The organism is bacterium, assembly GCA_035454885.1.
GTDB lineage: Bacteria > UBA10199 > UBA10199 > JACPAL01.
On the sequence record DATIGE010000016.1, the window covers coordinates 36,464 to 52,862 of the forward strand.

Annotated in this window: 20 protein-coding genes; 12 read left to right on the plus strand and 8 right to left on the minus strand. The window is 60.3% G+C overall.

Annotated features, from left to right (window positions below; translation table 11 throughout):
• Positions 1 to 7: 7 nt before the first annotated feature.
• The 9 genes from VLJ37_03825 (at position 8) to atpC (ending at position 7,131) form a co-directional block, all read left to right on the plus strand.
• Positions 8 to 895 (plus strand): ParB/RepB/Spo0J family partition protein, encoded by an 888-nt coding sequence (locus VLJ37_03825; protein ID HSA58791.1) that lies wholly within the window; start codon positions 8 to 10, stop codon positions 893 to 895.
• A 49-nt stretch (positions 896 to 944) separates the two neighbouring features.
• Positions 945 to 1,328 carry a polymer-forming cytoskeletal protein gene (locus tag VLJ37_03830; protein HSA58792.1) on the plus strand — a complete coding sequence of 128 codons (384 nt, stop codon included), beginning with the start codon at positions 945 to 947 and terminating at the stop codon, positions 1,326 to 1,328.
• A gap of 114 nt (positions 1,329 to 1,442) precedes the next feature.
• Positions 1,443 to 1,874 (plus strand): ATP synthase F0 subunit B, encoded by a 432-nt coding sequence (locus tag VLJ37_03835; GenBank protein HSA58793.1) that lies wholly within the window; start codon positions 1,443 to 1,445, stop codon positions 1,872 to 1,874.
• Positions 1,874 to 2,365: an ATP synthase F0 subunit B gene (locus VLJ37_03840; protein ID HSA58794.1), complete on the plus strand. Its 492-nt coding sequence runs from the start codon at positions 1,874 to 1,876 to the stop codon at positions 2,363 to 2,365. The genes VLJ37_03835 and VLJ37_03840 overlap by 1 nt, the downstream gene beginning before the upstream one ends.
• Positions 2,362 to 2,931: an ATP synthase F1 subunit delta gene (gene atpH, locus VLJ37_03845; GenBank protein ID HSA58795.1), complete on the plus strand. Its 570-nt coding sequence runs from the start codon at positions 2,362 to 2,364 to the stop codon at positions 2,929 to 2,931. Before VLJ37_03840 ends, atpH begins: the two co-directional genes overlap by 4 nt.
• A 4-nt stretch (positions 2,932 to 2,935) precedes the next feature.
• The gene (gene atpA / locus VLJ37_03850) at positions 2,936 to 4,444 is read left to right on the plus strand and encodes a F0F1 ATP synthase subunit alpha (GenBank protein HSA58796.1); all 1,509 of its coding nucleotides are present in this window, start codon (positions 2,936 to 2,938) and stop codon (positions 4,442 to 4,444) included.
• Between the two features lie 92 nt (positions 4,445 to 4,536).
• Positions 4,537 to 5,442 (plus strand): ATP synthase F1 subunit gamma, encoded by a 906-nt coding sequence (gene atpG, locus VLJ37_03855; GenBank protein ID HSA58797.1) that lies wholly within the window; start codon positions 4,537 to 4,539, stop codon positions 5,440 to 5,442.
• A 13-nt stretch (positions 5,443 to 5,455) separates the two neighbouring features.
• Positions 5,456 to 6,877, plus strand: a complete 1,422-nt coding sequence (atpD, locus tag VLJ37_03860; GenBank protein HSA58798.1) for a F0F1 ATP synthase subunit beta — start codon at positions 5,456 to 5,458, stop codon at positions 6,875 to 6,877.
• 2 nt (positions 6,878 to 6,879) lie between these two features.
• The gene (gene atpC, locus VLJ37_03865; GenBank protein ID HSA58799.1) at positions 6,880 to 7,131 is read left to right on the plus strand and encodes an ATP synthase F1 subunit epsilon; all 252 of its coding nucleotides are present in this window, start codon (positions 6,880 to 6,882) and stop codon (positions 7,129 to 7,131) included.
• Between the two features lie 54 nt (positions 7,132 to 7,185).
• Here atpC and VLJ37_03870 read toward each other — a convergent pair whose 3' ends face one another.
• The 4 genes from VLJ37_03870 to VLJ37_03885 form a co-directional block, all read right to left on the minus strand.
• The gene (locus VLJ37_03870; protein ID HSA58800.1) at positions 7,186 to 7,956 is read right to left on the minus strand and encodes an alpha/beta hydrolase; all 771 of its coding nucleotides are present in this window, start codon (positions 7,954 to 7,956) and stop codon (positions 7,186 to 7,188) included.
• 186 nt (positions 7,957 to 8,142) lie between these two features.
• The gene (locus VLJ37_03875) at positions 8,143 to 8,541 is read right to left on the minus strand and encodes a DUF6789 family protein (protein HSA58801.1); all 399 of its coding nucleotides are present in this window, start codon (positions 8,539 to 8,541) and stop codon (positions 8,143 to 8,145) included.
• 148 nt (positions 8,542 to 8,689) lie between these two features.
• A complete protein-coding gene (locus VLJ37_03880; GenBank protein HSA58802.1) occupies positions 8,690 to 9,166 on the minus strand; it encodes a flavin reductase family protein in 477 nt (158 codons plus the stop codon).
• Positions 9,167 to 10,330 (minus strand): hypothetical protein, encoded by a 1,164-nt coding sequence (locus VLJ37_03885; protein ID HSA58803.1) that lies wholly within the window; start codon positions 10,328 to 10,330, stop codon positions 9,167 to 9,169.
• A 109-nt stretch (positions 10,331 to 10,439) separates the two neighbouring features.
• On the opposite strand from VLJ37_03885, the gene VLJ37_03890 reads away from it, so the two are divergent.
• On the plus strand, positions 10,440 to 11,468 hold the full coding sequence (locus tag VLJ37_03890; protein HSA58804.1) for a hypothetical protein: 1,029 nt from the start codon (positions 10,440 to 10,442) through the stop codon (positions 11,466 to 11,468).
• On the opposite strand, the gene VLJ37_03895 is transcribed toward VLJ37_03890, so the two are convergent.
• From VLJ37_03895 to VLJ37_03905, 3 genes are read right to left on the minus strand one after another with little or no spacing between them, the layout of a single operon-like run.
• Positions 11,465 to 12,613, minus strand: a complete 1,149-nt coding sequence (locus tag VLJ37_03895; protein ID HSA58805.1) for an acyl-CoA dehydrogenase family protein — start codon at positions 12,611 to 12,613, stop codon at positions 11,465 to 11,467. The two genes, VLJ37_03890 and VLJ37_03895, sit on opposite strands and share 4 nt — an antisense overlap.
• Before the next feature lie 14 nt (positions 12,614 to 12,627).
• Entirely contained in the window at positions 12,628 to 13,041 is a 414-nt protein-coding gene (locus VLJ37_03900) for a hypothetical protein (protein ID HSA58806.1), read from the minus strand.
• Between the two features lie 2 nt (positions 13,042 to 13,043).
• On the minus strand, positions 13,044 to 13,463 hold the full coding sequence (locus VLJ37_03905; protein ID HSA58807.1) for a hypothetical protein: 420 nt from the start codon (positions 13,461 to 13,463) through the stop codon (positions 13,044 to 13,046).
• A gap of 46 nt (positions 13,464 to 13,509) precedes the next feature.
• Here VLJ37_03905 and VLJ37_03910 point away from each other — a divergent pair, with 46 nt between their 5' ends.
• Positions 13,510 to 14,439 carry a PD-(D/E)XK nuclease family protein gene (locus VLJ37_03910; GenBank protein HSA58808.1) on the plus strand — a complete coding sequence of 310 codons (930 nt, stop codon included), beginning with the start codon at positions 13,510 to 13,512 and terminating at the stop codon, positions 14,437 to 14,439.
• Positions 14,403 to 15,989 carry an AAA family ATPase gene (locus tag VLJ37_03915; GenBank protein ID HSA58809.1) on the plus strand — a complete coding sequence of 529 codons (1,587 nt, stop codon included), beginning with the start codon at positions 14,403 to 14,405 and terminating at the stop codon, positions 15,987 to 15,989. Before VLJ37_03910 ends, VLJ37_03915 begins: the two co-directional genes overlap by 37 nt.
• Positions 15,990 to 16,006: 17 nt before the next feature.
• On the opposite strand, the gene VLJ37_03920 is transcribed toward VLJ37_03915, so the two are convergent.
• Positions 16,007 to 16,399: hypothetical protein (locus VLJ37_03920; GenBank protein ID HSA58810.1), on the minus strand; the 393-nt coding region annotated here is incomplete at its 5' end.

Consider the following 16,399-nt stretch of genomic DNA (forward strand, 5'->3'; position numbering starts at 1 on the left):
GTGGTTGATGGAACCTCAAAAGAAGGGGCTCGGCCGGGGGATCGCGTCGCTCATTCCCGTCAAACAGGAATCGGCGGCCGCCGTGGCCGTGATGAGGGAGGAGGATCAGCCGTTCCGGACGGTCCCGATCGGCGAGATCGTCCCGAATCCGCACCAGCCGCGTAAATTCTTCGACGAACAAAAGATCAACGATCTGGCCTCCTCCATCCGAGATAAGGGCATCCTTCATCCCTTGGTCGTCACGCGACGTGCGGACGGTTCCTACGAACTCGTCTCCGGAGAGAGGCGTCTCCGGGCGGCCAGGGTTGCGGGTTTGACAGAAATCCCGGTCATCCTTCGGGAGGAGGCCGAGCCTTCGGAAATCCTCGAGCTCGCGATCATCGAAAACGTCCAGCGCGAGGATCTGGACCCCATAGAAGAAGGGGCCGCTTACCAGGAGCTTCTGGACAAGTTCGGTTACACGCAGGAGCAGGTGGCTCAAAAAGTGGGAAAGGACCGGGCGACCGTCGCCAATCTTCTACGCCTCCAAAAGCTTCCCACCAAGGCCCGTCAGGCCCTGCAGGGCGGACAGATCTCCGTCGGGCACGCCCGGGCGCTGCTTTCGGTGCCGGAACTTGAAAAGCAGATCTACTTCATCGACCGGATCGCCGACGAAGGGTGGTCGGTCCGGGAGCTTGAGCTGAGGGTCGCGGCCAAGCGTGTTCTCAAGCCCGGAAAGAAGGGTCGCGAACTCAAGCCCCTGCCTCCCCGATACATCAGCCTTCTGGATAATTTGAGACGGCGGTTGGGGACGCAAGTCCGGCTCGTTCCCTCCGGGGAAAAAGGAAAAATTATCATTGAATATTACTCGGAAACGGATTTAGATCGGCTCTACCAATCGCTCACGAAACAATAAGTAAAGGCCAAGGGGGTTTATTATGTTCGGCGAAAAAGGAGGTCGTGACATGACGACATCGGGTCCTATCAGCGGTCTTTTGGAAAAAGGCTGCGAGTTCGAGGGTAAGCTCACTTTTGAGGGCACCGTCCGCATCAACGGCAAGTTCAGCGGCGAGATTTTCTCGGACGGAACTCTGGTCGTGGGTGAGGGGGCATCGATCGACGGCAAGGTCGATGTCGGAAACATCATTGTTCATGGCGAGGTCAAGGGGACGATCAAGGCACATGACCGGATCGAGATGCACACGCCCGCGACGGTCGAAGGCGACATCACGGCGCAGACCCTCGTCATCGACGAAGGCGTCATCTTCGAAGGAAGCTGCAGCATGGGCAAGAAGGCGACGGTCCGCTCCATCGACGGTTCCAAGGTCGCCTTGCCGTCCGGGGCCTGATGGTTCCGCAGTCTTCTTGACACGTCCCGTCATTCAGTTATAGCGTGCGTCGCCCGTCCGTCAGGCGGGCGGCGCATTTTTTTGTTTTTTCACCTTATTCAATAAAGAGCGGCGATGATCGATCTCCTTCCAAACGCAACGATTGTCACCCAATGGGTGATCTTCATGACCGCGTTTCTGGTTTTGCATTTCGGTGTCTTTCGACCGACCCTCAAGATCATCGAGCAGCGCACGTCGAAGACCGCCGGCGAGAAGGAGACCGCCCGGCAGCTGGAAGAACAATCCAAGGCAATGGAGCTCGTTCACAGCAAGAAAATGGAGGAAGCCCGGCTCGAAGGCATCCGCAAGAAGGACGTCCACCGGACCAACGGGGAGAGGTTCGTCGAGGACCTACTTAAGAAAGCGCGCGCCGAGATCGAGCAAAATATGGAGCGTTCCCGCGCGGAGATCGATCGGCAGTCGAAAGAAGCCGCCTTGCAGCTGCGGCAACAAGCCCGCGAGTTGGGACACGACATTGCCGTTAAGGTCCTGGAGAGAAACATCTGATGGACGCGCTACTTCATTCCGGCATCCATTGGAGCCTGATCAACTTTTCGATCTTCGTCAGCCTCCTGTTCTTCTTTTTGAAAAAGCCGGTGAAGGAATTCTGGGAAAGCCGCGCGGGACGGATCCGTTTCGAGATCGAGGAAGGGGAGAAAATAGGACGGGAAGCCAAGTCGCGGCATGAGAATCTCCGGAAGGCCATGTCACGCCTGGAGGCCGAATCCCGGGATCTGGTGCTTTCCCTGGAGCGCGAAGGTGAATTGGAAAAGAAGCAACTGATGGAGGAAGGAAAAAAGCGTTCCGACCGGTTGAAAGAAGACGGACTGCGTATTTTGGACCAGGAAGCCCGCAAGGCTCGCGAGTCCCTCAAGGGGCAGGTGGCGTCCCTCGCCCTCGAAACGGCCGAGAGAATGGTCCGGGAGAACCTGAAGGCCGAGGATCAAAAAAGGCTTTCGGACGATTACATGGCCGGCCTTGAAAGGCAGTCCCTATGAAGACCTCCCGCGGTTCCCTTCATGGATCGCTGCCTCGCCGCTATGCGCGGGCCCTGATTCAAATCGCGCGAGAGGACGATCAGGTCGAGGCGTATGGACGTTCTCTGGGTGAGATGCTGCGCGCTTTGGAGTCTTCCGCCGGGGGACCGTCCTTCTTAAGGACCCTCGCGGACGACACGATCGACGTGAACCAAAGGCTCGCCGCGATAGAAGAGTTGGCCGAAAAAGTCGGAGCGGCTCCCTTATTCAAGAACTTCCTGTGTTTGCTCGTCCGCAAAGAACGCGTGGGACTTCTGACCGAGATCGGACGCGAGTATCAGCGATTTCAGGACGAGATCCTCGGGATCGTGCGCGTCACGGTGGTGACGCCCGGGCAGCCCGAGGCGGGTTTGCTTCAAAAGGTGGAAACGGTCCTGGCCGAGAAGCTGAAGAAAAAGATCGTCCCGCGCGGCGAGGCCGATCCGGCCCTGATCGGCGGTGTCGTTCTGCGCGTGGACCACACCGTTTATGACGGCTCCGTAAAAAGGGAATTGGAAAGAATCAAAGAAAACATCTTGAGGGGTTAATCTTATGGAAATCAGGGCCGAAGAGATCAGTTCCATCATCAAGAAGCAGATCAAGGACTACGGCAAGAGAGTGGAGGTTGCGGAGACGGGCACCGTTCTCTCCGTGGGCGACGGCATCGCGCGCGTCTACGGGCTGGAAAAGGCCATGGCAGGCGAACTCGTCGAGTTTTCGCACGACGTTCGCGGCATCGTGCTCAATTTGGAAGAAGACAACGTCGGCATCGCCGTCATGGGTCACGATACGGAGATCAAGGAAGGCGACGAGGTCCGGCGCACGGGCCGCATCGCCGAGGTGCTCGTCGGGGACGCCTTGATGGGTCGAGTCGTCAACGCCCTGGGCGAGCCGATCGACGGACTCGGGCCCATCGCCTCCAAGGAAACCCGCCGGATCGAGGTCAAGGCCCCGGGAATCGTCGAACGAAGAAGCGTGTTTGAACCCCTGCAGACCGGCCTCAAGGCCATCGACGCCATGATCCCCATCGGACGCGGCCAGCGCGAGCTCATCATCGGCGACCGACAGACGGGCAAGACCGCCATCGCCATCGACACCATCATCAATCAGAAGGGCGGCAACGTTCATTGTTTTTACGTCGCGATCGGTCAAAAACAGTCGACCGTCGCCCAGGTGATGGACCGCCTGAAAAGTTCCGGGGCGATGGAGTACACGACGGTGATCGCCGCCAACGCCTCCGATGCGGCTCCGCTCCAGTTCCTGGCGCCTTATTCCGGCGCCGCGATGGCCGAATATTACCGCGACAACGGCAAGCACGCCCTCATCATTTATGACGATCTTTCCAAGCACGCGGTCGCCTACCGCCAGTTGTCGCTGCTCCTCCGCCGCCCGCCGGGCCGCGAAGCCTTTCCCGGCGACGTCTTCTACGTTCACTCGCGCCTTTTGGAGCGCGCGGCCAAGCTCTCTGACGCGCGCGGAGGGGGCTCCTTGACGGCGCTTCCCGTGATCGAAACGCAAGCCGGCGACGTCTCGGCCTACATCCCCACGAACGTCATCTCGATCACCGACGGGCAGATCTATCTGGAGACCGATCTCTTCTACGCCGGCGTCCGGCCGGCCGTGAACGTGGGGCTTTCTGTCTCCCGCGTCGGCGGCAACGCCCAGATCAAGGCGATGAAGCAGGTGGCCGGCACGCTTCGCCTGGAACTCGCCCAGTACCGCGAGTTGGCCGCCTTCGCCCAGTTCGGAAGCGATCTCGACAAGGCGACCCAACAGCAGTTGAGCCGGGGCGCCCGGCTGGTCGAGGTCCTCAAGCAAGGGCAGTACCAGCCGATGAACGTCATCCAGCAGGTGCTTTCCATCTATGCCGCCACGAACGGCTACGTGGACGATTGCCCGACCGAAAAGGTGCAGAAATACATGAACGAGATGCTCCTCTTCATGGAGACGAAGCACGCGGCGGTCGTGAAAGAGTTGAGCGACAAGAAGGCCCTCGACGACGGGCTGAAGCAAAAGATCAAGAAGGCCATGGACGAGTTCAAAACCCAATTCGCGGCATAAAAGCGGGGGAAGCCTCCGGCCTTCCCCCGAGCCCTCTGGGGCCGAATCGAACGGGCAAGGCCCGATTCGATTCGGCGGATGATTGAGAATATATGGCGACCCTGAAGACAATTCGAAAGCGCATCGCGTCGGTGAAGAACACGCAGAAGATCACCAAGGCCATGAAGATGGTCGCCGCGGCCAAGCTCCGCCGGGCTCAAACGCGGCTGATCAGCGCGAGGCCTTACTCGGGCAAGATGAACGAGTTGCTCGCCAACATGGTGAAACTCATCGGGCCCAAGGCGCATTCGATCTTCCAGCCCCGGAACGAGGTGAAATCCGCCGAGTTCTTGGTGCTCACCTCGGATCGGGGTCTCTGCGGAGGATTCAACGGTAACCTGCTCCGGCGGGTCGAGAACTTCCTCAAGGACCAGCAAACCAAGATTCCCGAAATCCGAGTGACGGTCGTGGGCAAGAAAGGGCGCGATTTTTTCCGGTCCCGCAAGCGCGAGCCGCAAAATATCATTACCGGGATTCAGGACAATTACCCCTTTGATGAAGCCATGAAGATCGCCGAAGACATGCTCGGCGGCTTTCAAGAGGGCCGGTTTGACGAATTCTATCTGGTTTACAACTATTTCCGGTCAGCCATTTCGCAGGAAATCCGGATCGAAAGGATTCTGCCGCTGTCCGTCGGCACGGCCAAGGCGGAGTCGGCGCCGGAGAAATTGGGAGACAGGTCCGGCGACAGATATGTCCCCGAGTATATCTACGAGCCGTCGCGCGCGGCGATACTTGACAAGCTTGTCCCCCGCGCCGTCGCGACGGTAATCCACCGCGCCTTTCTGGAATCGATCGCCGGAGAGTTCGGTGCGCGGATGATGGCGATGGAAAACGCGACGAACAACTCCAAGGAAATGATCGGAAGCCTGACGCTCCAAATGAACCGATTGCGCCAGGCCGTGATCACCACGGAATTGATGGACATTGTGAACGGGGCCGAATCGCTTAAGAAATAGGGAGAATCATTTTATGCCAGAAAAAGAGCTAGCGAAGGGTAGATTGACCCAGGTCATCGGGCCGGTCGTGGACGTCCAGTTTCCGTCCTCGGACCTCCCGGAGATCTACACCGCCCTCAGGGTGACCAACACCAACATCAACGACAAGCCTTGGAATCTGGTCGTCGAAGTGGCGCAGCACTTGGGCGAAAACACCGTCCGGTGCGTCGCCATGGATTCCTCCGAGGGTCTTGTTCGCGGCGCGGAAGTGATCAACACGGGCGCACCCATTCAGATGCCGGTCGGGAAAGAGGTCTTGGGCCGCATCCTCAACGTCGTCGGCGAACCCGTGGATGAAGCCGGACCGGTCAACGCGAAAAAGAGCTATCCGATCCACCGTGACGCGCCGAAATTCACCGAGCAGAGCACGCAGGTGCAGATGTTCGAGACGGGCATCAAGGTCGTCGACCTTCTCGCTCCGTACGCCCGCGGCGGAAAGATCGGCCTCTTCGGCGGCGCCGGCGTCGGCAAGACCGTTCTCATCATGGAATTGATCAACAACGTCGGCACCAAGCACGGCGGCTTCTCCGTCTTTGCGGGCGTCGGCGAGCGGACCCGCGAAGGCAACGACCTCTGGCACGAGATGAAGGAATCGGGCGTCATCGCCAAGACCTCTCTCGTCTACGGCCAGATGAACGAGCCTCCCGGGGCGCGCGCCCGCGTCGGCCTCTCCGCCTTGACCGTCGCGGAGTACTTCCGCGACGAAGAGCGCCAGGACGTGCTTCTCTTCATCGACAACATCTTCCGCTTCACCCAGGCAGGCTCCGAAGTGTCCGCCCTGTTGGGACGCATCCCGTCCGCCGTCGGTTATCAACCCACCTTGTCGACCGACTTGGGCGAATTGCAGGAACGCATCACGACGACGACGAAGGGATCGATCACTTCCGTGCAGGCGATCTACGTCCCCGCCGACGACTTGACCGATCCGGCTCCGGCGACGACCTTCGCTCACCTGGACGCGACCACCGTTCTCTCGCGTCAGATCGCCGAGCTGGGTATTTACCCGGCCGTCGACCCTCTCGATTCCACCTCCCGCATCCTCACCCCCCAGGTCGTGGGCGAGGAGCATTATAAGGTGGCGCGAGACGTGCAGAAGGTCCTGCAGCGCTATAAAGACCTCCAGGACATTATCGCCATCTTGGGAATGGATGAGCTTTCGGAGGACGACAAGCTGGTCGTCGCCCGGGCGCGCAAGATCCAAAAGTTCCTGTCGCAGCCGTTCTTCGTGGCCGCCCAGTTTACCGGCCTCGAGGGCAAGTACGTCAAGGTCGCGGACACGGTGAGGGGCTTCAAGGAAATCGTGGAAGGCAAGCACGACGATCTCCCGGAACAGGCCTTTTACCTCGTGGGTTCCATTGAAGAGGCGGTCGCGAAGGCCCAGAAGCTGGCGGCGTAATCATGGCCAAAATCCGATTGGAAATCGTGACGCCCGAGGCCTCCGTCCTGAACGAAGAGGTCGACGAGTTCGTCGCCCCCGGTGCCTTGGGCCAGTTCGGGGTCCTGCCGGGCCACACGACCCTTTTGGCCGAGCTGGAAAATGGGCCCCTTACCTACACCAAGGGTGGGCAATCCAAGACGATCGTCGTCACCGGCGGTTTCGCGGAAGTCCGCGAGGATCATGTCGTGGTTCTGGCGGACGGTGTGGACTAGCTTCCATTACGAGCCGTAGCGAGTGCTGTCCCGCGGGGAGCGGGAGCTGACGAGCTAAGGCAGTCCGACGTTCGAAAGAAACTCCTCGATCTCCTTCAAATAATCCCCTCGAGCCACGGCGTAGACGTCGTTGTGTCGCGCCTTGGGGACCGCGTAGAGGCGCTTCGGGTGCGGGGCGGCCTCAAAGAGTTTCTTGCCCATGGAGAACGGAACGATTTCGTCCTCGATGCCATGGATCACCAGCACCGGCGACCTGACATGCCGGATCAGTTCGATCGAGCGGTAGACGTCGGGAGTGGCGCCGGAGGGCAAGAACCGGTAGACCTCCTGCGAGAGATCCCGCAGCGACGTGAAGCTGCTTTCCAGGATGGTCGCAGCGACCGGCTCCGTGTGGGCCAGATCCACCGCCATGGCCCCGCCCAGCGACTCTCCAAAGAGAATGATCTGTTCGTTCGGAATCCCGATCTTTTCGGTGAGGTAGTGTAAGGCGGCCCGGCTGTCCTCAAGCACGCCTTCGAGCGTGGGGCTCCCCTGGCTCAGCCCGTAACCGCGGTAGTCGAAGGCGAAAATGTTCCAGCCGAGCTTTTTTAAAAATTGGATCTTGTCGACGCGGTCGCCGATATTGCCGGCGTTGCCGTGGAGGTAGAGGAGGGTCCGGTCCGACTTCTTTCCCACGAAAAACCAGCCGTGGAGCATGACGTCGCCGGAGCTCTTGAAAAACACCTCCTCGCAAGGGGTATCAACCTGGGACGGGTGATACTCGTGAACCTTCGTCGGAAAGAAGAGGAGCTTCGCGACAATGACACCGGTTGTGGCTTCAATCACGCCCACTGATCATAGCATAAACGGAAATAGCCCATCGGTCCAGCGTGCCGCCGCAGGACTCGCCGCGAAGGCCTTCACTTCAGTCAAGGCCACCTCGCTCGTCGTCGCCGGACGCCGTTCCAATGGGCCAGTTCCTTCTAGCTACCTTTACGAGCCGTAGCGAGCGCTGTCCCGCGGGAAGCGGGGTCACCTCTCGTACAGATAGCCGACGGTCGCTCCGTACAGGGCCATCCCGATAAACGTCGCCACCGCCATCATCATGGACCCATAGAAGAAGCCCATGCCGAAGACAGGCATGAGAACCATCCCCATGACGGCCCAGAGAATCGCGGCGTAGATCATGCCGCGCCCCCAGGAGTGGGCCGGCAGGACGGACCGGAAAAAGGCCCCATACAGATAGGCCAAACCGATGCCGACGGCAAAATACATCACCCACCCGAAGGCCGTGCCCACATGAAAGAACGAGGCGAACATTCCATGCCAATCCATCTTGGGCAGCTGCAGGTAGTGGGAAATGAAAGAGAAACCCGTCATTACAACGGTGCCGGCCACGCCGGCCATAAACGCCTTTTTGAAGGACGCCATCCCGCAATCACCTCCTTTTATTCCCCGGGGGCCTACGCCCGCACAAGGGAAGGATCTCATCGCGCTCTGACGCATGCGGTTAACGCACCAAGACGTTAACCTATTGATTTATAATGAAATTCTACCGTCTCGGCGAGGGCCTGTCTAGCTAGTAATGAAAACCATTCTTCCGCGTGTGGACCATGGAGTGTCCGTCTTTCAGGATGCCACCCTTGAGGACCCGCCCCAGAAAGACCTTGTGATCCCCGGCGTCCACTTCGCCCGCGATCTCGCAGGAAAGGTAGGACATGGCGTCGGAGAGGATGGCTCCGCCGACGGGTTCGCGAGTGAGCTGAATGCCTTGAAACGGATTCTGCCCCGGCTCGACGCCTTTGGCGAAATGCGCAAAAAGGTCTTTTTGGCTCGTGTGAAAGAGGCTCAACGTGAACGCCTTGGAGGCGTGGATCAGCTCCAAGATGGGGCGTGACTTGTTGACCGCGACGGCGATCATCGGCGGCTCGAAGGCCACCTGTTGAAACCATGACGCCAGCATCGCGGATTCGACGTCCCCGCTCCTGGCGGTCAGGACGCCCACTCCCGACGGAATCTTGCCCAGCGCTCTTCCGATTTCTTCCCGGTTATTCATCTAGCTGGCTTGTTGAATGGGAATGAGCTCTCCGGTCACCCCGTCGACCTTGAGAACGAAATGATCCTTGAAGATGCGGTCGTTATCCGGATTCTTGTACTCCAGCGTCCCGTAAATCTGTCCTCCCGCGGCCTGAGGCCCGATCTCCACCTCCGCCTTCTCGCCTTCCTCGATGCGGGCCAGGACCTTGAGCCTCTGCTTCATCGTCGCGGGCGCGGGACCGAGCGAGAGCCGAATATCATCCGCCGCCACCGAGCCGGTGTTGGTGAGCGTCAAGCGGTCGTAACTTCTCTCGACCTTCAGGTGCGGACGTCCACCGATGACTTCATCGCGGAGGTGGTCGACCTCGGATTTCCAGACCATGCGCCGGAGACGCTCGTCGCTCTTCCGCACGGTGATGATCAGAAAACCCATGCTGACGAGGGAAATTCCAGCCACGATCAGGGCCAGCAAGGCGAACGATTGGGACTGCTTGAGTTGCTGGGAGACATCCTCGGGGATCGTGATCTTGATCTCGGAGACGGGTGCGACCGGCGCGACGGCGACGGGCGGGGCAACCTCCACGGCTGAAGCGATGGCCGCGGGCGCGGGCTCCGGACTCGCGGTGACCGCGCGGCCCATGTCCTCAACGACCGCTCGGTCAGGGAGAACGGGCGGCGGCGCCGGCGCCGGCGCTACGGCCAAAGGGGCGGGCGTTGGCGGAGGAAGCGCGAGAGGCGTCTCCACCGCGGGCGCGGTCTTTTCGGCTGGCGCCGCCGGAAGCGCGACGGGCGCTTCCACAATGGCCGTTGGTGGTACAGCCGCGGTCGGTTCTTCGGCGACCGGAGCGGCGGCCGGGGTGGCTGCCGGCGTAACGGCCGGGGCCGGGACCGGAGTTGAGGCCGAAGCGGGGACCTGGGCCGCCGTTGCCGCCGCGGGCGCTTGAACGGTCGGCTCCGCTCTGGGAGCAATCACATGGACCGTGGTTTTCTTGGCGGCGAGATCCCGGACCTCCTTCAAGACCCTCATGAGTTCCTGGTGCCGTTCGTAATCGAGCTGGATCAGCCGCTCATACTTGTAATTGAGTTCCTGGACGGTGGTTTTGGTCTCCTTGTCGATCAAGACGGCGCCGGTCGAAAACACGAAAACCAGCCCCAAGACGGGAAGACCGATGAGATTCTTCATAAAAGATTTTCGAATGCCAATTCCACTAGCACTCTCTCCAAACCCTTGTAAAGGGACGTCCCGTCTTCGCTTTTGACAAAGGAAAAGTTGCGTGCTTAGGGGAATTCGTATGTCAAAAACCGCCGCGGCCGTGGTTCCCATGCAGGAGGGAAGCCCCTGGCTCCTCTCCCGCCGGTGGGACCTGATTTTCTTGATCGGTGGCGCGATCCTCGTGCCGCTGCCCCTGCTGATCAAGAACGGGTTCGGGCTCTCCGTCAGCGCGGTGAACCTGGCGGTCACGGTCCTGATCGGCGGCCCGCATCTCTTCGCGACGTTTTCCTACACCCTCCTGGAAAAACGTTTTTGGAAACAGCACCCGTTGTACGCGGCGGGGGCCCTGGCGATTCCCCCCCTCGTGATTTACCTCGGGCTCAATCACTTTCCGGTGCTCATCGGGATCTTCTTCTTCTGGGCCTCCATCCACATCCTCCATCAAGTTTGTTTTCTGGTGGATTGCTACCAGGCCAAGCGTGAGACCGCCGAGATCTGGTCCCGAGTCATCGACTACGCGGTCGTCTTCACGAGCATTTATCCGATCGCGTTCTACAAGCTGGCGAATGGCACGTTCGCGGTGGCGGGTCAGACGCTCAAGATCCCGTTCGTTCTGGGGAACCCGGCCGTTTTCGTCCTCATGTCTTCGCTTTTTGCCGTCGCGCTGGCCTTCTACGTCGGCAAGTGCGTCCGGGAGTGGAGGCGCGGGTCGCTCAGCGGGCCCAAGACCCTCCTCATCGCGGTGACCGTCGTGGTGTCGTTTCTGCTCCCTATTCCCAAAGACCTCGACGTCACCTTCCAGGGTTTCAACACCTGGCACTCTCTGCAATACATCGGGCTGGCCTGGTGGATCAACGTCCTGAGAAAGGAAAGGGCGGCGATCAGTTCGCCCTTCGTTCGGAAGATTTCGGGACGGGACCGGACACCCTACTTCTACGCCGCCTGTTTGGTCCCGACGCTGGCCTTTTTAGCCATCATCGCGGTCCTCGTCAGGACGACCAGCCTGCCCTCGAACCAGTGCTATTTCATGGTGGTCTTGTCGGGTCTTCTCGCCCACTATTATTTTGATCACTGGGTTTTCACGAAGACCCAGGCGGTTGTCCCCTAACAACCGATCTCGCGGGAGATGACGATTCGCTGGACCTCGGACGACCCCTCTCCGATTTCGAGCAGCCGCTGGTCTCGGTAAAATTTGGCGACGGGATATTCCTCCATCAGGCCGTAGCCGCCGTGGATCTGGACCGCCTGGTCGGCCACGCGCCCCATCACTTCCGAGCAATACAGTTTTGCGATCGCCGCTTCCTTCTTGAACGGGCGTCCCTGGTCCTTCAGCCAGCAGGCCTTGTAGAGATAGGTGCGGGCGAGTTCGATCTCCATGGCCATGTCAGCCAGTTTGAAGGCGATGACCTGGTGCTTGCAGAGGGGTTGTCCGAAGGTCTTGCGCTCGTGCGAATATTTGAGCGCGGCTTCATAGGCCCCTTGTGCGCCCCCGAGGCCCATGGCGGCGATGGCAAGGCGGCCTCCATCCAATGTCGCCAGCATCTGGCGGTAGCCTCCGCCCTTGGGACCCAAGAGATTCGCCTCCGGAACCTTCACGTCTTCGAAATAGAGCTCGCCAGTGTTCGAAGACCGCCAGGTCATCTTTCCGTGCATCTCCTTGGCGGTGAAGCCCGGCGTGTTTTGCTCCACGATGATGCACGAAATCTCTTTGACCCCGTCCGGTTTCTGCCCCGTCACCGCCTGGACCGTGACGCCGGCGGTGATCCTCGAGGCGGCATTCGTGATGAAAATTTTGGAGCCGTTGACGATCCACTGGCCGTTCTTGAGCTCGGCGCGCGTCTTGGAATTACCCGCGTCGCTGCCGGCGTCGGGCTCGGTGAGTCCGAAACCCCAGAGTTTCTTGCCGCTGCAAAGATCCGGCAGGTACTTCCGCTTCTGATCTTCCGTGCCGAAATTGTAGATGGGGCCGATGCCCAAGCCGTTTTCGGCCGCGACCGTTGCCGCCTGGCAGCCGTCCACGCGAGCCAGTTCCTCGACGGCGATGATATAGGAGAGCGTGTCGAGACCTTGTCCGCCGTAGTCCGGCGAAACCGTGACGCCGAAGAGGCCGAGCTTTCCCATCTTCCCGACCAGGTCGAGAGAGAACTCCTCCTTCTCATCGAGCTTGTGCGCGACGGGCTTGATCTCTCCTTCCGCGAATTCACGGATGGTCTTTCGGAGCATATCCTGCTCCGGGCTTAAGTCGTAAGACAGCATGGATCCCTCACTTAATCTGGCCAGCGAAGAACGCACTGGGTTTGCGACGAGCCGATGGTCATGGAGCAGGATCTCGACTGATTCTTCTGGTCGGTCGCCGAAACCCGGTACTTGCCGGCCGGGAGTTTCACGAGCAGCCAGGCCCCGTCGCAGAAGACGTCAAAGACGGACTTGCCGGAGCCTTCTTCATAGACCTTCACGTTGACGTCGCTATACAGGGCGCTGGAGACCGTTGCGAAGACGATCTTCATGGGGAATTCGGAGGTGCGCGGGTCATCCTTGGATTCGCCGATGCCGCTGCACAGGTAGGTCACGCCGTTCTTCTTTTTGACGGTGTCCGTCAATCCGAAAGACGACTCCGCCCCTGCCCCGGCGCTGGACGCCACAGACAGGATGACCAGCAAGGTCATGATGGATTTGTTCATAATCATTTCCCCGCGACGTTTTTGGGCCAGGTGAGTTTCACGACGGTGCGCTTCACGCCCTCCTCGGGCTGCTTCTTCACCGTGAAGGGTTTGACCCGGGTCACCTTGTTTCGGTCGACGGCGACGACGTTGTAGTCGCCCTCCGGGAGTTTCATGAAGAGCCACGGTTTTTCGCACATCTTCTTGAAGATCGCGATGCCGGAGGCGTTGAAGACCCGGACGTACGCACCGTCGTAGTGCTTGCCTGTTTCCGACTGGATCATGATTTTGACGGGAAAATTCCTGATGAGGTCGTCCTCCAGCTCACCCGGGGCGATGTTGCTGAAAAAGACCTTGTTCTGTCTTTCGATCGGTTGGGAGGCGGCCGGGGCCGCTCCCATCAAAAGGAAAAGGGCAGAAACGACGAGGGGCCGGAGTCGCATGTGTCCAAAAATACTCGGGATTCGGTTTCTAGACAAGGGCGAATCTTTGGGCTACCCAGTCGGGGTGGGCGAGCTCAAGAACCTGTTTTCGTGGTCCAAGTCGCGCGACGAGAAGTTTCGTGAATGCCCGCGCCAGTATTACTACCACCACTACGCGTCGTGGGGCGGCTGGGACCGTCAAGCCGACCCCAAGGCCCGCGAAATCTACACCCTCAAGAACCTGAAGAGCCGGCATATGTGGCTGGGCGAGGTCGTCCACCACGTGATCGAGGACGCCCTCAAGCACTACCGGGAGACCCGCGAGATGCCGACGGAGGCCTTTCTCGCGCGGCTCACCGAGACGATGCGCCGGAATTTTCGCGAATCCAAGTCGCGCCAGTACCAGGAGCGGCCCGGCAAGGCCTTCGGTCTCTACGAGCACGAGTACGAGTCCAATGTCCCCGACGCGAAATGGGCCGAGGTCCACGACAACGCCCGCCGCTGCTTTACGAATTTCGCGAACATCGTCTTTCCCGCCATGGCCAAGCCGATTCCCGTCGAGCGGTGGAAGCTGATCGAGACGATGCAGACCTTCGATTTCGAGGGGTCCCTCGTCTACGTGAAGATCGACTTCGCCTATGAAGACGACGAAGGGCTCAAGGTGGTCGACTGGAAGACGGGAAAGTCCGAGGATGTCGACAACGAGATCCAATTGGATTGCTACGGCATGTTCTCCAAGGAGCATTTCAAGATCCCGACGGAGAAGATCCAGACGGTCGAATGCAATGTCAATAGCGGCAAGTCGACCATCCGGACGATGATCGAGGCGAAGATCGACTTCGCCAAACACTACATCCGCAATTCCATCCACGGGATGAAAAAGGCCCTGGCCGACCCCGAAAAGAACGTCGCCCGCGAGGAGGATTTCCCCTTCACGGAAAACGAGCAAACGTGCCGGTGGTGCAATTTCAAAAAGGTCTGCGCCAAGTGGACGTGATCGAGATTACCTCCGAGTTCCGACGCGTCCTGGATCTCATGGAGAGAGGCTCATCCCATGTCTTTCTGACAGGCAAGGCCGGCACCGGAAAATCCACGCTCCTGAAGCACTTTCGGGAGACGACCGAAAAGAAGATCGCGGTTCTCGCCCCCACGGGCGTCGCGGCGGTGAACATCCGCGGCCAAACCGTCCATTCCTTTTTCGGTTTCCGGCCCGACATCACGGTCAAGGAGGCCAAACGCCTGGCGGGCCGCGCTCTGAGAGAGGAAGAGGACGGTCTCTACCGCGAACTGGACGCCGCCGTTATCGACGAGGTCTCCATGCTTCGCGCGGACGTCCTCGATTGCATCGACGCCTTCCTCAAGGTCGTCCGAAAGTCCAAGTTCCCTTTCGGCGGGCTCCGATTCGTCTTTATCGGCGACCTCTACCAGCTCCCGCCGGTCGTCACCTCGCGCGACAAGGCGGTCTTCGAGGAGCATTATGCGAGCCCCTACTTCTTCGACGCCAAGATCTTCCCCAAGCTCGCCTTGGAGCTGGTGGAGCTCGAGACGGTCTTTCGCCAGAAAGACCCGCGCTTTGTCGAACTGCTCAACTCCGTCCGGAACAACACACTCTCCGACGATCAGATCGAGGACTTGAACCGACGCTGCGAACCGGACTGGGAAGTTTCCGAAGGACTGACGGTCCACCTGACGGCGACCAACGCGCAGGCCGCCGAGATCAATCACCGCAAGTTGCAGTCGTTGCCCGGGAGGCCTTTTTCCTACGAGGGCTTGGTGGAAGGCGATTTTCCCGATAAGGACCTGCCGACCGAACGCATTCTGAACCTCAAGACGGGCGCCCAGGTCATGCTCCTGAACAACGACTCCTTCGGCCGGTGGGTGAACGGGACGATGGCGGTCGTGACCGCGTTGAGCGACGGCCGGAAGGACGGGGAGGCCGAGGTGACTGTGGAGTTGGAGGACGGCCGCGAGTACGACCTGGCGCCCGCGCGTTGGGACCTCTTCCGCTACGCCCTGGACGCCAAGAGAAAGACGCTGACGACGGAGACCGTCGGGAGCTTCACCCAATACCCCGTCAAACTCGCCTGGGCGGTGACCATCCACAAGTCCCAGGGCCGGACCTTCGACCGCGTCGTGATCGACGCCGGCCGGGGCATGTTCGCGCCCGGACAGATGTACGTCGCCTTGAGCCGTTGCCGGACCTTGGAGGGCCTCATCTTGACGAGGCCCGTGACCCGCTCGCACGTCTTCGTGGACCGGAGGATCGTCACCTTCATGACGAGGCACCGCTACCGGACGGCGGAGGAGGCCTTTCCGCTGGAGCAGAAGAGAAAGATCATCGAGAGGGCCATCGGAGACGGCCACGATCTGGAGATCGTCTACTTGAAGCCGACGGACGAGAAGTCCCGACGGGTCGTTCGGCCCGTTTCCATCGGTGACATGGAGTTTCAGGGAAAATCCTTCATCGGCCTGCGCGCCTATTGCGACAAGCGGCGCGAGGAGCGGACCTTCCGGGTGGATCGGATCTTGGAGATGCGGGTCGTTTAGCCGGGCCCCTTTGCCCCCTAATCGCGTCTCAGCCTGCCTAGACAGTCATGGATTTGAATGGGCTTGCCCATCATCTGGCATCGCATGCGTCCCCGCCTTGCCCGGTCTTCCGGCGTCGAGGGGGGCTCCGGCGGGGGCGGCGGCGATGGGTGGTCGACCCGGTCCAGGCAGGCCATGACGGCGATCATCTTGCCCTGCATGCGGCAGGCGGCCCTTTCCCGGTCCCTCCGTTCTCCGGCCGTCGGCGGGGTCGGCGGCGGCTCGAAGAGGGCGGCGACCCTTCGGTCGACGCAGTCTTGGATGGCGAAATGGGCGACGGCGGGTTTGGTGCCCAGGTAACGGGTCCGGCAGTCCGCCTCGATGGGACCCAAGCGAGGGTCGTCGGGCGGAAGCTCGTGAGTGGGCCGATA